Origin of the sequence: Cupriavidus sp. H39 (assembly GCF_050271075.1) — a bacterium.
Lineage (GTDB): Bacteria > Pseudomonadota > Gammaproteobacteria > Burkholderiales > Burkholderiaceae > Cupriavidus > Cupriavidus necator_B.
The window spans coordinates 761,311-775,807 of sequence record NZ_CP189848.1; the positions used below are offsets into that span (position 1 = coordinate 761,311).

Genomic DNA, 14,497 nt, shown 5'->3' on the forward strand with positions numbered 1-14,497 from the left:
GAACCGACATCATGAAACAACTGCAAGACGCATATATCGTTGCGGCCACCCGCTCGCCGATCGGCAAGGCCCCCAAGGGCGCGTTCCGGCACACTCGCCCGGACGACCTGCTGGCCACCATCCTGAAGGCCGCGGTGGCACAGGTGCCGAACCTGGACCCGAAGCTGATCGAAGACGCCATCGTCGGCTGCGCCATTCCCGAAGCGCAGCAGGGCCTCAACGTGGCGCGCATCGGTGCGCTGCTGTCCGGCCTGCCCAATACCGTCGGCGGCATCACCGTCAACCGCTTCTGTGCCTCGGGCCTGAGCGCGGTGGCGATGGCCGCCGACCGCATCCGCGTGGGCGAGTCCGACGTGATGATCGCCGCCGGCGTGGAATCGATGAGCATGGTGCCGATGATGGGCAACTCCCCGTCGATGTCGCCGGAGATCTTCACCCGCGACGAGAACGTCGGCATCGCCTACGGCATGGGCCTGACCGCCGAGAAGGTGGCGCAGCAGTGGCAGGTCAGCCGCGAGGACCAGGACGCGTTTTCGCTGGCCTCGCACCAGAAGGCCATCGCCGCGCAGCAGGCCGGCGAGTTCCGCGACGAGATCACGCCGGTCGAGACCGTCGAGCGCTTCCCCGTCCTCGCCAGCGGCGAGGTGAGCGTGAAGACCCGCACCGTCGCGCTGGATGAGGGTCCGCGCCCGGATACGTCGCTCGAGGGCCTGGGCAAGCTGCGCGCGGTGTTTGCCAACAAGGGCAGCGTCACTGCCGGCAACAGCTCGCAGACCTCGGACGGCGCCGGTGCGCTGATCCTGGTTTCGGAGAAGATCCTGAAGCAGTTCAACCTGGTGCCGCTGGCGCGCTTCGTCTCGTTCGCGGTGCGTGGCGTGCCGCCCGAGATCATGGGCATCGGCCCCAAGGAAGCAATCCCGGCCGCGCTGAAGGCGGCCGGACTGAGCCAGGACCAGCTCGACTGGATCGAGCTGAACGAAGCCTTCGCCGCGCAGTCGCTGGCGGTGATGCGCGACCTGCAGCTCGACCCCGCCAAGGTCAACCGCATGGGCGGCGCGATCGCGCTGGGCCACCCGCTGGGTGCCACCGGCGCGATCCGCTCGGCCACGGTGGTGCACGCGCTGCGCCGCCACAACCTGAAGTACGGCATGGTCACCATGTGCGTCGGCACGGGCATGGGCGCCGCCGGCATTTTCGAACGCATCTGAGCGCCGCGGCATGATGGCCCGGGGGCCGCGCAACTGCGGCCCGCGGGCCCATGCCTGCATACCAAGACGAGGAGACCATGAGCATCCGCATCCGCATCGACCAAGGCATCCTGACGCTTCAGTTCGACCGCCTCGACAAGAAGAACGCCATCACCGCGGCGATGTACCAGGCGCTGGCGGACGCGCTGCGCTCGGCCGAGGCCGATCCCGACGTGCGCGCGATCCTGCTGCAGGGCCAGCCCGAGATCTTTACCGCCGGCAACGACCTCGAAGATTTCATGCAGCGTCCGCCCACCGCGGGCGAGGGCGCCGAACCGGCCCCGGTGTTCCACTTCCTGTACCAGATCAGCCATGCCAGCAAGCCCATCGTGGCGGCGGTCAGCGGTGCCGCGGTCGGCGTAGGCACCACCATGCTGCTGCATTGCGACCTGGTCTATGCCTCGGATACGGCCAAGCTGTCGCTGCCATTCGTGCAGCTGGGGCTGTGCCCAGAGGCCGCATCCAGCCTGCTGCTGCCGCGCCTGGTGGGATACCAGCGTGCCGCCGAAAAGCTGCTGCTGGGCGAGGCCTTCAGCGCGCAGGAAGCACTGGAAATCGGCCTGGTGACACGTGTGCTGCCGGTGGCCGAACTGCACGACTTTGCGCTGGCGCAGGCGCGCAAGCTGGCGGCGCTGCCGGCATCATCGCTGCGGGAAACGAAGCGGCTGATGAAATCGGGCGCGGTGGCCGAAGTGGAAAAGCAGATGGCCGACGAGGGCGCGGTGTTCCGGCGCATGCTGGTGGCGCCGGAGGCGAAAGAGGCGTTCAGCGCGTTCTTCGAGAAGCGGAAGCCGGATTTTTCGAGGTTTGCGTGAAACCCGCGACGGCGTGGAAGAGGAAAGTGGTGTCGGGTTGTTCTTAAGCCGCCCGATCTCGCCTAAGCAAGGTGTTCTCCCTCTCCCCTCAGGGGGAGAGGGCCGGGGTGAGGGGTGGGCTAGCAAGAAGCAAAAAGGAAGCGGGGCCAACGGTTTTTTCCGGTGCGGTGACTTCGGCCAGCACCCGCCCTCACCCCAACCCTCTCCCGCCAGCGGGAGAGGGAGCACACCGATCGATGGCCGGGAGCCGTCAGGCCCTCAGGCCGTCGGCAACACCCGCGGCTGCCGCGACTCATCCGTCGCCACATAGGTCAGCGTGGCCTCCGTCACCTTGACGATCTCGTTGCTGTGCCGCATGCGCTGCGCATAGACCTCGACCTCGACCGTGATCGAGGTCCGTCCGGTCTTGACGATGTCGGCGTAGAAACTGACCAGGTCGCCGACGAACACCGGATGCTTGAACAGGAAGGAATTGACCGCAACGGTGGCCACGCGCCCCTGCGCGCGCTCCACTGCCGGGATCGACCCGGCGATATCCACCTGCGCCATGATCCAGCCGCCGAACACGTCGCCATGTACGTTGGCGTCCGCGGGCATCGGTACCACGCGCAGTGCGGGATTCTTGCCGGCGGGCAAGGCGGGGACGGTATGGGGAGCGTTCATGAGGCGGTAGGGTGGACAACGGAAGTGGGGGCGGGCGCGGCGTAAAAAACCCTTCGCCTGCCACGTCATGCGAACTCTGCGACAATCGCGCATTGGCCCGAATTCTATCGTATGCGCCGCTATTCCACGACCGCCGAGCAGGCCCCCGACCCCGCCTCGGTCAAGCTCTTTCCCGGCCAGCGCGCCCCCCGCAGCGACTGGCAGACCGTGCGCAACCTGTTGCCCTATGTCTGGCACTACAAGTGGCGCGTAATGCTGGCGCTGGCCTGCCTGGTGGCGGCCAAGGTGGCCAACCTGGGCGTGCCGGTGCTGATGAAGCGGCTGATCGACAGCATGAACCTCACCGCGGGCGACCCGCGCGCACTGCTGGCGGTGCCGGTCGGGCTGATCGTCGCCTACGGCATGCTGCGCCTGTCCGCGACGCTGTTCACCGAGTTGCGGGAAATCCTCTTTTCCAAGGTCACGCAAAGCGCCGTGCGCGAGATCGCGCTGCAGGTGTTCCAGCACCTGCATGCGCTGTCGCTGCGCTTCCACCTGGACCGCCAGACCGGCGGCATGAGCCGCGACATCGAGCGCGGCACGCGCGGCATCCAGTCGCTGATCTCGTATTCGCTGTACAGCATCCTGCCCACGCTGGTTGAAATGGCGCTGGTGATCGGCTTCTTCATCCTGCACTACGACATCTGGTTCGCGGCCATCACCGGCTGCGCGCTGGTCGGCTATATCGTCTTCACCATCGTGGTGACGGAATGGCGCACGCACTTCCGCCGCCGCATGAACGAACTCGATTCGCGCGCCAACCAGAAGGCGATCGATTCGCTGCTGAACTTCGAGACCGTCAAGTACTTCGGCAATGAAGCCTACGAGGCGCAGCGCTACGACGAGAACCTGCGCAAGTACCGCACCGCGGCGATCCGCTCGCAGAACTCGCTGTCGTTCCTGAACTTCGGCCAGCAGGCCATCATTGCCGTCGGCCTGATCCTGATCCTGTGGCGCGCCACCGTGGGCGTGGTCGACGGCAAGCTGACGCTGGGCGACCTGGTGCTGGTCAACACGCTGATGATCCAGCTCTATATCCCGCTGAATTTCCTCGGCGTGATCTACCGCGAGATCAAGCAGGCCACTACCGACATGGACCGCATGTTCGTGCTGCTGGGCACCCACCAGGAGGTGGCCGACGCACCCGGCGCGCAGCCGCTGCGGGTCAGCGGGGCGCAGGTGCGCTTCCGCGACGTGCGTTTCGGCTATGAGCCGGACCGTACCATCCTGGACGGTGTGGACTTCACCATCGCGGCGGGCACCACCACCGCGGTGGTCGGGCACAGCGGCTCGGGCAAATCGACGCTGGCGCGGCTGCTGTTCCGCTTCTACGATGTGGGCGGCGGCGCCATCGAGATCGACGGCCAGGATATCCGCGCGATCACGCAGGACAGCCTGCGCCGGGCGATCGGCATCGTGCCGCAGGACACCGTGCTGTTCAACGACAGCATCTACTACAACATCGCCTACGGCCGCCCGGACGCGGCGCGCGAAGAAGTCATCGCCGCGGCGCAGGCGGCGCAGATCGACGCCTTTATCCGCGAGCTGCCGCAAGGGTACGACACGCCCGTGGGCGAGCGCGGCCTGAAGCTGTCGGGCGGCGAGAAGCAGCGCGTGGCAATCGCGCGCACGCTGCTGAAGAACCCGCCGGTGCTGGTGTTCGACGAGGCCACCTCGGCGCTGGATTCGCGCACCGAGCAGGCGATCCAGTCCGAATTGATGCGCCTGGCGCAGAACCGCACCACGCTGCTGATCGCGCACCGGCTTTCCACCGTGGTCCATGCCGACCAGATCCTGGTGATGGACCACGGCCGCATCGTCGAGCGCGGCACCCATGCGCAACTGATGCGCGCGGGCGGGCGCTATGCGGAGATGTGGGACATCCAGGCGCGCGCCGCCGCCAAGGGCGGCGACGCGGCCGGTGCCGAGGCGCTCGCGCTCGACGTGGGCGACGCCACGCAGGACGCCTGAGCCGTTATCCGCTGCGCCGGCTTGCACCCGGGCGCGGCGCGGATTGTCGGCAATCGTTGCCGGCGATGGCGCTGCGGCAATCGCCATGCCCGTTTCTGGTTCGACAATCGCGCGCGGGCCCGCCCTGAAACAGGGCCTGGAAAGCTGGCATGTCCCTTGCGGACGAATCCCTCCGAGATCCCTGTCCACGGAGAGATGCCATGCCCCAATCCCGCGCTGCGCTCCTGTCGCCCGGCGTTTTGACTGCTGCCAGCGAGAGCGTCGGCGACATCGGTGCGCGCCCGGCCCGTGCTGTCGCACGCCGCCGCCTGCTGAAGCTGGGCGCCATGCTCGGCACCAGCCTGGTGCTGTCGACACAATTCGCCGGCGCGGCCCATGCGCAGGCTGTCCCCACCAAGGTCCGGTTCCAGCTTGACTGGCGCTTCGAAGGTCCGGCGGCCCTGTTCCTGCTTGGCGAGCAGAAGGGCTACTACAAGGCCGAAAAACTCGACGTCTCGATCGATGCCGGCAATGGCTCGGGCAACGTGGTCAACCGCGTGGCCTCGGGCACCTATGACATGGGCTTCGCCGACATGTCGTCGGTGATGGAGTTCTACGGCAACAACCCCGACGCCAGGAACAAGCCGGTGGCTGTGATGATGGTCTACAACAACACGCCCGCGGCCATCCTGGCGCTGAAGAAGTCGGGCATCCGCGCGCCGAAGGACCTCGCCGGCAAGCGCATGGGCGCTCCGGTGTTCGACGCCGGCCGCCGCGCCTTCCCGATCTTCGCCCGGGCCAACGGCCTGCAGGCATCGTCGTTCCAATGGCAGGCGATGGACCCGACGCTGCGCGAGACCATGCTGGTGCGCGGTGAGCTCGATGCCATCACCGGGTTTTCGTTCACGTCGATCCTGAACCTGAATGCGCGCGGCGTGAAGGACGAGGACATCGTGGTGCTGCCGTACCCGCAGTTCGGCGTGAAACTGTACGGCAACGCCGTGATCGCGTCCGAGGAATTCATGAAGAAGAACCCGGAGGCGGTGAAGGCTTTCCTGCGGGCCTTCACCAAGTCGGCGCGCGACGTGATGGCGCGGCCGGAAGAGGGCATCCGGGCGCTCAAGGCGCGCGACGGCATCATCGACGACAAGCTGGAAGCGCGCCGGCTGAAGCTGGCGCTGGATAGCGTGGTCCGGTCGCCCGACGCCAGGGCCGAGGGTTTTGGCCGCGTCAGCAAGCCGCGCCTGTCGCTGATGGCTTCGCAAGTGGCCGATGCGTTCGGCACCAAGGGCCGCATCAACGCGGACGCACTCTGGACCGACGCGTTCCTGCCGAGCGCGGCCGAGCTGGATGTGCTGCGATGATGACGCGCCTGGCTGATGGCATGCCTGCCGCCGGCGGCGCTGCCGCGAGTGCCGCGGCCGGGCCCGTGGCGGTGGAACCCTTTGTCGATTTCAACCGGGTCTGGCTGGCCTATGACGACGCGCTCGCGCGCCAGGGTGAGTTCGCCGTGGAAGACCTGTCGCTGCAGGCCGCGCCGGGCGAGTTCATCGCCATCGTCGGCCCGTCTGGCTGCGGCAAGTCCACCTTCATGAAGCTGGCCACCGGGCTGCGGCCCGCCACGCGCGGCATCGTGAAGATTGCGGGGCAGAAGGTAAGCGGGCCGCTCAAGCAGGTGGGCATGGCGTTCCAGTCGCCCACGCTGCTGCCGTGGCGCACCACGCTCGATAACGTGATGCTGCCGCTGGAGATCGTCGAGCCCTACCGCTCGACGCTGCACGCGCGGCGCGACGAATATGTGGACCGCGCCCGCCGGCTGTTGCAAACCGTGGGCCTGGGCGGCTACGAGGACAAATACCCGTGGCAGCTCTCCGGCGGCATGCAGCAGCGCGCGTCGATCTGCCGCGCGCTGATCCACCAGCCGCGCATGCTGCTGCTGGACGAGCCCTTCGGCGCGCTCGACGCCTTCACCCGCGAGGAACTCTGGTGCGTGCTGCGCGACCTGTGGCACGCGCAGCGCTTCAACGTGATCCTGGTCACGCACGATCTGCGCGAGGCCGTGTTCCTTGCCGACACGGTCTACGTGATGAGCCAGCGCCCCGGCCGCATCCTGCTGCGCAAAGAAATCGGGCTGCCGCGGCCGCGCGATCTCGAGCTGACCTATACCGAGCCTTTCGCCGAGCTGGTGCACGCGCTGCGCGAGAAGATCGGCCATGTGCGCCAACACTGAGGCAATACCGACGATGCCGATGACCCTGACTTCCGCGCAGGAGCGCCGCGTGCAGCGCGTGGCGCCATGGCTCCTGCTGGCCGCGGTGCTGATGCTGTGGGAGGGTACGTGCATGGCCTTTGACGTATCCGGCTTCATCCTGCCGGCGCCGTCCTCCATCGTGGCCGCGCTGGTGGAATACGCGGACGTGATCGCCGGCCATGCATGGCGCACCTTCTGGACCACCATGGTGGGCTTCGGCGTGGCCATCGGCGTGGGCGTGCTGCTCGGGCTGGCGATGGGCTCGTCGCGGCTGCTCTATGCCGCCACCTACCCGCTGATGACCGCCTTCAACGCGCTGCCCAAGGCCGCCTTCGTGCCGATCCTGGTGGTGTGGTTCGGGCTGGGTGCGGGCCCGGCCATCCTGACCGCGTTCCTGATCTCGTTCTTCCCGATCATGGTCAACATCGCCACCGGGCTGGCCACGCTGGAGCCGGAACTGGAAGACGTGCTGCGCGTGCTGGGCGCCAAGCGGCGCGACGTGCTGTTCAAGGTCGGCCTGCCGCGCGCGCTGCCGTATTTCTTCGCCTCGCTCAAGGTCGCGATCACGCTGGCCTTTGTCGGCACCACGGTGTCGGAGATGAGTGCCGCCAACGAGGGCATCGGCTACCTGCTGGTGTCGGCCGGCTCCGCCATGAAGATGCCGCTGGCCTTTGCCGGCCTGGTGGTGATCGCGGTGATGGCCATGGCGATGTACGAGCTGTTCGCGGTGGTCGAGAAGCGCATGACCGGCTGGGCCCACCGCGGCTGAGCGCGCAGGTGACGAACCGCCGCGCGCCGGTGGATAATCCGCGTCATGGAAATCAAATGGCTTGAAGACTTCGTCAGCCTGGCCGAGACGCACAGCTTCTCGCGCTCGGCCGAACTGCGCCACGTCACGCAACCGGCGTTTTCGCGCCGCATCCAGTCGCTGGAGGCGTGGGTCGGCACCGAGCTGATCGACCGCTCCAGCTATCCCACCAGCCTGACCCCGGCCGGCAAGGTGTTCTACGAGCAGGCGCTGGCCATGCTGGCGCAGGTCAGCGAGACCCGCGCGCTGATGCGCGGCCAGCGCTCGGCCAACGCGCAGGTGCTGGAATTCGCGGTGCCGCATACGCTGTCGCTGACCTTCTTTCCGGAGTGGCTCAAGGCGCTGGAGCGCAGGCTCGGCACGCTGCCGTGCCGGCTGCGAGCGCTCAACGTCCATGACGCGGTGCTGATGCTGGTCGAAGGCGGCTGCGACCTGGTGATGGTCTACCATCACGCGCGCCAGGCCATCCAGCTGGATCCGGCGCGGTACGACATGCTGGTGCTCGGTACCGAACGGCTGTCGCCCTACAGCGTGCCCGACCCCGCCGGCAAGCCCCAGTTCCGGTTGCCGGGCACCGACAAGAAGCCGGTGCCGTTTCTCAGCTATACGCCCAACGCCTTCCTTGGCCGCATGGTCGACCTGCTGCTGGCCGAAACCGCCGAGGCGCTCAAGCTCGATAAATGCTACGAGACCGATATGGCCGAGGCGCTCAAGGTGATGGCGCTGGCGGGCCATGGCATGGCCTTCCTGCCCGAAAGCGCGGTGCGCGAAGATGTCGCGGCGGGGCGGCTGGTGCGGGCCGAGTCGGCGCGCGGGCTGCCGCTGTCGATCGACATGGAGATCCGCCTGTACCGCGAGAAGCCGGGCGAGAACGGCGGCGAGCGGCGCGCCGGGGCCCGGCGCAAGCGGCAACTGGTGGACCAGGTGTGGTCGACCTTGTCGGCAAGCTAGCGCTTGCGCCGGATCGCTCGCGTCTTCCGCAGGGTTATGCAAGGCTTGCATAACCTGATGACCAAACGGCATTGGATTCCGACCGTGGCCCCAGCCTAAGCTTGCGCCCATCTTCCACCCCGGAACCCACCCGATGTCTTCCGCAGCACCGACCAACATTGCTGGCCAAAAGCACGCACTTCCGTCTTACCTCAACGCCGACAACCTCGGCCCTTGGGGCATCTACCTGCAGCAAGTCGACCGCGTCACGCCCTACCTGGGTTCGCTGGCGCGCTGGGTCGAGACCCTGAAGCGCCCCAAGCGCGCGATGATCGTCGACGTTCCCATCGAGCTCGACAACGGCACCATCGCCCATTTCGAGGGCTACCGGGTGCAACACAACCTGTCGCGCGGCCCGGGCAAGGGCGGCGTGCGCTTCCACCAGGACGTGACCCTGTCCGAGGTGATGGCGCTGTCGGCCTGGATGTCGGTGAAGAACGCGGCGGTCAACGTGCCGTACGGCGGTGCCAAGGGCGGCATCCGCGTCGACCCGCGCACGCTGTCGCACGCCGAGCTGGAACGCCTGACGCGCCGCTACACCAGCGAAATCAACATCATCATCGGGCCGAGCAAGGACATCCCGGCGCCCGATGTCAACACCAACGCACAGGTGATGGCGTGGATGATGGACACCTATTCGATGAACTCGGGCAGCACCGCGACCGGCGTCGTGACCGGCAAGCCGATCTCGCTGGGCGGCTCGCTGGGCCGCCACGAGGCCACCGGCCGGGGCGTGTTCGTGGTCGGCTCCGAGGCCGCGCGCAATATCGGCCTGGAAGTCAAGGGCGCGCGCGTGGCGGTGCAGGGCTTCGGCAACGTGGGCGCCGTGGCCGCCAAGCTGTTCCATGAGGCGGGCGCCAAGGTGGTCGCGGTGCAGGACCACCGCACCACGCTGTTCGACCCGGCCGGCCTGGACGTGCCGGCGATGATGGAATACGCCTCGCACAGCGGCACCATCGAAGGTTTCCGCGGCGAAGTCCTGCGTACCGAGCAGTTCTGGGAAGTCGACTGCGACATCCTGATCCCGGCCGCGCTGGAAGGCCAGATTACCGCCGAAAACGCGCCGAAGATCACGGCAAAGCTGGTGATCGAGGGCGCCAACGGCCCGACCACGCCGCAGGCCGATGACATCCTGCGCGAGCGCAATATCCTGGTCTGCCCGGACGTGATCGCCAACGCGGGCGGCGTGACCGTGTCCTACTTCGAATGGGTGCAGGATTTCTCCAGCTTCTTCTGGACCGAGGAAGAGATCAACCAGCGCCTGGTACGGATCATGCAAGAAGCCTTCCGGGCAATCTGGCAAGTGGCACAGGAAAACAAGGTGACGCTGCGCACGGCGGCGTTCATCGTGGCCTGTACGCGGATCCTGCAGGCGCGCGAAATGCGCGGCCTGTACCCCTGATCGGGGCAGCAGGGACCGGGGCGAGGCACTCGTATGGTGCGATGCAATAATCGCCTTGGTCCGCTGGCTTCATGACCGTCAGACGCGGTCTCCGGCAAGCGCCGGAGACCGCGTTGTCGTATCCGGACGCGGTGCGCACGGATTGCCCCGAAGTGGGGTTCTAGGAGAAAACCCAGTTGTATTGCGGCGGATGCTGCGCAATACTGTTTCACCAGTGGGGGTTTTTATTCTTAGAATCCCGCTTTCTCTTCATGGTCAAGGAGATGTTATGAATTTTGCCAAGTTGGCTGCCCTGATGATTGCCGGGGGCGTGATGTGCGGGACGGCACAGGCAGCCGAACAACTGACGGGCACGCTGAAGAAGATCAAGGACACCGGCGTCATTACGCTGGGCGTGCGCGAGTCGTCGATTCCGTTCAATTACAACCTGGGCGGCGTGCGGCAAGTCGGCTATTCCTACGATATCAACATGAAGATCGTGGAAGCCATCAAGGACCAGCTGAAGCTGCCGAACCTGCAGGTCAAGGAAATCCCGATCACCTCGCAGAACCGCATCACGCTGCTGCAGAACGGCACCATCGACATCGAGTGCGGCTCGACCACCAATAACCTCGAACGCCAGAAGCAGGTCGCCTTTACCAACTCCATCTTCATCATCGGCACGCGCATCATGGTGAAGAAGGATGCCGGCATCAAGGACTGGGCCGACCTGAAGGGCAAGAACATCGTCACCACCGCCGGTACCACGTCGGAGCGCCTGCTGCGCAAGATGAACGACGACCAGAAGCTGGGCATGAACATCATCAGCACCAAGGACCACGGCCAGTCGTTCCTGACGCTGGAATCGGGCCGCGCGGTCGCGTTCATGATGGACGACGCGCTGCTGTACGGCGAACGCGCCAAGGCCAAGAACCCGGCCGACTGGATCGTCGTGGGCAAGCCGCAATCGCGCGAGTCCTATGGCTGCATGATCCGCAAGGACGACCCGCAGTTCAAGAAGCTTTCCGATACCGTGATCTCCGGCATGATGAAGGACGGCTCGATCAACACGCTGTACACCAAGTGGTTCATGCAACCGGTGCCGCCGAAGGGCCTCAACCTGGACTTCCCGCTGTCCGAAGACATGAAGGCCCTGATCAAGGCGCCGAACGACAAGGCGCTGGACTGACCTGACGGATCCAGCAGTGCGAAACGGAAGGCATGTCCTTCCGTTTCTTTTTGAGGACGCAACATGAACTACAACTGGCATTGGGGAGTCTTCCTCGAGCAGGCCGCCCAGAACGAGTCCTACCTGGACTGGATGATCTCCGGCCTGAAGGTCACGCTCGCGCTGGGGCTTTCGTCCTGGGTCATTGCCCTGGTCATCGGCTCGGTGCTCGGCGTGCTGCGCACCGTGCCCAACAAGTGGCTGTCGGGGATCGCCGCCACCTACGTCGAGATCTTCCGCAACATCCCGCTGCTGGTGCAGCTGTTCATCTGGTATTTCGTCATGCCCGAGCTGCTGCCCGGCGGCGAGGCAATCAAGCAGATGAACCCGTTCGCGCAGCAGTTCCTGGCCGCCATGCTGTGCCTGGGCACCTTCACCGCCGCGCGGGTCTGCGAGCAGGTGCGCTCGGGCATCAACTCGCTGGCGCGCGGGCAGAAGAACGCCGGCCTGGCGATGGGCTTCACGCTGCCGCAGACGTATCGCCACGTGCTGCTGCCGATGGCGTTCCGCGTGATCGTGCCGCCGCTGACCTCCGAGTTCCTGAATATTTTCAAGAACTCGGCGGTGGCGTCGACCATCGGCCTGCTTGAGCTGGCCGCGCAGGGGCGCCAGCTGGTGGACTACACCGCGCGTCCGTATGAATCGTTCATCGCGGTCACGCTGATGTACGCGCTGATCAACGTCACGGTGATGCTGCTGATGCGCTGGGTCGAGGCCCGCACGCGCGTGCCCGGCTTCATCGGCGGCAAGTAAGGGGGCGCCATGGCTTATTCCTTCGATTTCACCTCGATCAACCCGGGCACGCTGCACGTGCTGGGCGAGGGCATGCTGGTCTCGCTGAAGATCACCGTCACCGCGGTGGTGGTCGGCATCGTCTGGGGCACCATCCTGGCGATGATGCGGCTGTCATCATTCCGGCTGCTGAACTGGTTCGCGCAGGGCTACGTGACCATCTTCCGCTCGATCCCGCTGGTGATGGTGCTGCTGTGGTTCTTCCTGATCATCCCGCAAGTGCTGCAGAGCCTGTTCAACCTGTCGCCGGCGACCGACCTGCGCATGACCTCGGCGCTGGTGGCGTTCGCGCTGTTCGAGGCCGCGTACTACTCCGAAATCATCCGGGCCGGCATCCAGAGCGTGTCGCGCGGGCAGATGTTCGCGGCGCAGGCGCTGGGCATGACCTACGGGCAGTCGATGCGGCTGGTGATCCTGCCGCAGGCGTTCCGCAACATGGTGCCGCTGCTGCTGACCCAGGGCATCATCCTGTTCCAGGATACGTCGCTGGTGTACGTGAGCGCGCTGGCTGACTTCTTCGGCCAGGCCTATGGCATCGGCGAACGCGACGGGCGTATCGTCGAGATGCTGCTGTTTGCCGGCCTGGTGTACTTCATCATTTGTTTCTCCGCTTCGCTGCTGGTCAAGCGTTACCAGAAAAAGGTGGCTGTATGATCGAAATCAACAACGTTTCCAAGTGGTACGGCTCGTTCCAGGTGCTGACCGACTGCACCACCAGGGTCGCCAAGGGCGAGGTGGTGGTGGTGTGCGGCCCGTCCGGCTCGGGCAAGTCCACGCTGATCAAGACCGTCAACGCACTCGAGCCGTTCCAGAAGGGCGACATCCTGGTCGACGGCACCTCGGTGGGCAATCCCAAGACCAACCTGCCGAAACTGCGCTCGCGCGTGGGCATGGTGTTCCAGAACTTCGAGCTGTTCCCGCACCTGTCGATCACCGAGAACCTGACCATCGCGCAGGTGAAGGTGCTGGGCCGCTCCAGGGATGAGGCCATGGCCAAGGGCCTGAAGTACCTGGATCGTGTCGGCCTGCGGAGCCAGGCCGACAAATATCCCGGCCAGCTGTCGGGTGGCCAGCAGCAGCGCGTGGCCATTGCCCGCGCGCTGTCGATGGACCCGATCTGCATGCTGTTCGACGAGCCGACCTCGGCGCTGGATCCGGAAATGGTCAACGAAGTGCTGGACGTGATGGTGCAGCTCGCGCACGAAGGCATGACCATGATGTGCGTGACCCACGAAATGGGCTTCGCGCGCAAGGTCGCCAACCGCGTGATCTTCATGGACCAGGGCAAGATCGTCGAGGACGCCGACAAGGAAGAGTTCTTCGGCAATATCGACGCCCGTTCGGAGCGCGCGCGGCAGTTCCTGTCGAAGATCCTGCATCACTGAGCCGACTTCCGGCCATGAAAAAAGGGACGCCTCGGCGTCCCTTTTTCGTTTTATCGGAGCGCTCAGGTACAAGCCGTATTGGCGGCGTTCCTGGCCTGCACTTCGGGCGGGATCGGCACGCTCAGCGTCATGGTCGGGCGCCCGTGCTCGAACATGATCAGCTCGCCCGGGGCGAACTGGGTCCAGGTCTCGTTGTCGGTCAGCGGCGCGGTGGCGATCACGGCGACGCGGTCCTCCGGCGTGGTGACCTGCGCGAAGTCGATCGACAGGTCGGCGTCGATCAGGTGCGCGGTCGAGAACGGCCATTGCCGCACGATGTAGTAGAGGCGGGTCGAGCAATGGGCAAACAGCGCCTGCCCGTTGCACAGCAGGTAGTTGAACACGCCGTGCAGCGTGATTTCGCGGGTGATGTCGGCCAGCGCGTGGCCCAGCTCGTTCAGCGGCGGCTGCGAACCCGGGAAGCGCTTGCGCAGGCCCTGCATCAGTGTGCAGAAGGCCAGTTCGCTGTCGGTATCGCCAACCGGCTGGTACACGCCGGACAGGAACGGCGTAAAGCCATGCAGGTCGCCGTTGTGGGCAAAGATCCAGTGCCGGCCCCACAGCTCGCGCATGAAGGGGTGGCAGTTTTCTAGCAGCACGGTGCCCTGCGTGGCCTTGCGGATATGCGAGATGACGTTCTTCGACTTGATCGGGTAGCGCTTGATCAGGTCCGCCACCGGTGAGGTGCCGGCGGACTGGTTGTCGATGAACAGGCGGCAGGCCTTGTCTTCGAAGAAGGCGACACCGAAGCCGTCGGCGTGGTGGTCGGTCACGCCGCCGCGGGCGGCAAAGCCGGTGAAGGAGAACGTCACGTCGGTCGGCGTGGCGCAGTTCATGCCTAGCAGCTGGCACATGGCGGGGCACCGGTCGGCAGGGGGCTGCCGCTTTGCAATAGAATGCAGGCATTAT

Annotated in this window: 14 protein-coding genes; 12 read left to right on the forward strand and 2 right to left on the reverse strand. The window is 65.9% G+C overall.

All coding sequences use genetic code 11. The annotated features are described in order from the left end of the window. Positions 1-8 precede the first annotated feature (8 nt). Both ACOCMH_RS18975 and ACOCMH_RS18980 read left to right on the forward strand, forming a co-directional pair. Positions 9-1,208: an acetyl-CoA C-acyltransferase gene (locus tag ACOCMH_RS18975; RefSeq protein WP_427313318.1), complete on the forward strand. Its 1,200-nt coding sequence runs from the start codon at positions 9-11 to the stop codon at positions 1,206-1,208. 77 nt (positions 1,209-1,285) lie between these two features. Continuing rightward, a complete protein-coding gene (locus ACOCMH_RS18980) occupies positions 1,286-2,062 on the forward strand; it encodes an enoyl-CoA hydratase (RefSeq protein WP_427312517.1) in 777 nt (258 codons plus the stop codon). Between the two features lie 258 nt (positions 2,063-2,320). Here ACOCMH_RS18980 and ACOCMH_RS18985 read toward each other — a convergent pair whose 3' ends face one another. After that, on the reverse strand, positions 2,321-2,725 hold the full coding sequence (locus ACOCMH_RS18985) for an acyl-CoA thioesterase (protein WP_063236959.1): 405 nt from the start codon (positions 2,723-2,725) through the stop codon (positions 2,321-2,323). A gap of 111 nt (positions 2,726-2,836) precedes the next feature. Between ACOCMH_RS18985 and ACOCMH_RS18990 the strand changes: the two genes are divergently transcribed. From ACOCMH_RS18990 to ACOCMH_RS19035, 10 genes are all read left to right on the forward strand, one after another. Beyond that, positions 2,837-4,735 (forward strand): ABCB family ABC transporter ATP-binding protein/permease, encoded by a 1,899-nt coding sequence (locus tag ACOCMH_RS18990; protein WP_427312518.1) that lies wholly within the window; start codon positions 2,837-2,839, stop codon positions 4,733-4,735. Between the two features lie 200 nt (positions 4,736-4,935). Further along, complete coding sequence (locus ACOCMH_RS18995) at positions 4,936-6,078, forward strand: ABC transporter substrate-binding protein (protein WP_427312519.1); 1,143 nt, start codon at positions 4,936-4,938, stop codon at positions 6,076-6,078. Continuing rightward, positions 6,075-6,944, forward strand: a complete 870-nt coding sequence (locus ACOCMH_RS19000) for an ABC transporter ATP-binding protein (RefSeq protein WP_427312520.1) — start codon at positions 6,075-6,077, stop codon at positions 6,942-6,944. The genes ACOCMH_RS18995 and ACOCMH_RS19000 overlap by 4 nt, the downstream gene beginning before the upstream one ends. 13 nt (positions 6,945-6,957) lie before the next feature. Then, the gene (locus tag ACOCMH_RS19005) at positions 6,958-7,734 is read left to right on the forward strand and encodes an ABC transporter permease (RefSeq protein WP_427313319.1); all 777 of its coding nucleotides are present in this window, start codon (positions 6,958-6,960) and stop codon (positions 7,732-7,734) included. Between the two features lie 45 nt (positions 7,735-7,779). Further along, entirely contained in the window at positions 7,780-8,724 is a 945-nt protein-coding gene (locus tag ACOCMH_RS19010; RefSeq protein WP_427312521.1) for a LysR family transcriptional regulator, read from the forward strand. Between the two features lie 133 nt (positions 8,725-8,857). Continuing rightward, entirely contained in the window at positions 8,858-10,165 is a 1,308-nt protein-coding gene (locus ACOCMH_RS19015) for a Glu/Leu/Phe/Val family dehydrogenase (protein WP_427312522.1), read from the forward strand. Positions 10,166-10,433: 268 nt separating this feature from the next. After that, positions 10,434-11,333: a glutamate/aspartate ABC transporter substrate-binding protein gene (locus ACOCMH_RS19020; protein ID WP_427312523.1), complete on the forward strand. Its 900-nt coding sequence runs from the start codon at positions 10,434-10,436 to the stop codon at positions 11,331-11,333. A gap of 63 nt (positions 11,334-11,396) precedes the next feature. Beyond that, a complete protein-coding gene (locus ACOCMH_RS19025; protein ID WP_427312524.1) occupies positions 11,397-12,125 on the forward strand; it encodes an amino acid ABC transporter permease in 729 nt (242 codons plus the stop codon). A 9-nt stretch (positions 12,126-12,134) separates the two neighbouring features. Beyond that, positions 12,135-12,818: a glutamate/aspartate ABC transporter permease GltK gene (gltK, locus tag ACOCMH_RS19030; protein WP_306852892.1), complete on the forward strand. Its 684-nt coding sequence runs from the start codon at positions 12,135-12,137 to the stop codon at positions 12,816-12,818. Beyond that, positions 12,815-13,549, forward strand: a complete 735-nt coding sequence (locus ACOCMH_RS19035) for an amino acid ABC transporter ATP-binding protein (RefSeq protein ID WP_427312525.1) — start codon at positions 12,815-12,817, stop codon at positions 13,547-13,549. The genes gltK and ACOCMH_RS19035 overlap by 4 nt, the downstream gene beginning before the upstream one ends. A 62-nt stretch (positions 13,550-13,611) precedes the next feature. Here ACOCMH_RS19035 and ACOCMH_RS19040 read toward each other — a convergent pair whose 3' ends face one another. Further along, positions 13,612-14,442, reverse strand: coding sequence for a class II glutamine amidotransferase (locus ACOCMH_RS19040; protein ID WP_171514184.1), 831 nt, complete (start codon positions 14,440-14,442; stop codon positions 13,612-13,614). Positions 14,443-14,497: the final 55 nt, after the last annotated feature.

Excerpts from the sequence above, each read along its gene's own strand:
- ACOCMH_RS18980 (WP_427312517.1), top strand. The coding sequence starts at position 1,286 with ATGAGCATCCGCATCCGCATCGACCAAGGCATCCTGACGCTTCAGTTC.
- ACOCMH_RS19025 (WP_427312524.1), top strand. The coding sequence starts at position 11,397 with ATGAACTACAACTGGCATTGGGGAGTCTTCCTCGAGCAGGCCGCCCAG.
- ACOCMH_RS19015 (WP_427312522.1), top strand. The coding sequence starts at position 8,858 with ATGTCTTCCGCAGCACCGACCAACATTGCTGGCCAAAAGCACGCACTT.
- ACOCMH_RS19010 (WP_427312521.1), top strand. The coding sequence starts at position 7,780 with ATGGAAATCAAATGGCTTGAAGACTTCGTCAGCCTGGCCGAGACGCAC.
- ACOCMH_RS19000 (WP_427312520.1), top strand. The coding sequence starts at position 6,075 with ATGATGACGCGCCTGGCTGATGGCATGCCTGCCGCCGGCGGCGCTGCC.
- ACOCMH_RS19040 (WP_171514184.1), bottom strand. The coding sequence starts at position 14,442 with ATGTGCCAGCTGCTAGGCATGAACTGCGCCACGCCGACCGACGTGACG.
- ACOCMH_RS19005 (WP_427313319.1), top strand. The coding sequence starts at position 6,958 with ATGCCGATGACCCTGACTTCCGCGCAGGAGCGCCGCGTGCAGCGCGTG.
- gltK (WP_306852892.1), top strand. The coding sequence starts at position 12,135 with ATGGCTTATTCCTTCGATTTCACCTCGATCAACCCGGGCACGCTGCAC.
- ACOCMH_RS19035 (WP_427312525.1), top strand. The coding sequence starts at position 12,815 with ATGATCGAAATCAACAACGTTTCCAAGTGGTACGGCTCGTTCCAGGTG.
- ACOCMH_RS19020 (WP_427312523.1), top strand. The coding sequence starts at position 10,434 with ATGAATTTTGCCAAGTTGGCTGCCCTGATGATTGCCGGGGGCGTGATG.
- ACOCMH_RS18995 (WP_427312519.1), top strand. The coding sequence starts at position 4,936 with ATGCCCCAATCCCGCGCTGCGCTCCTGTCGCCCGGCGTTTTGACTGCT.
- ACOCMH_RS18990 (WP_427312518.1), top strand. The coding sequence starts at position 2,837 with ATGCGCCGCTATTCCACGACCGCCGAGCAGGCCCCCGACCCCGCCTCG.
- ACOCMH_RS18985 (WP_063236959.1), bottom strand. The coding sequence starts at position 2,725 with ATGAACGCTCCCCATACCGTCCCCGCCTTGCCCGCCGGCAAGAATCCC.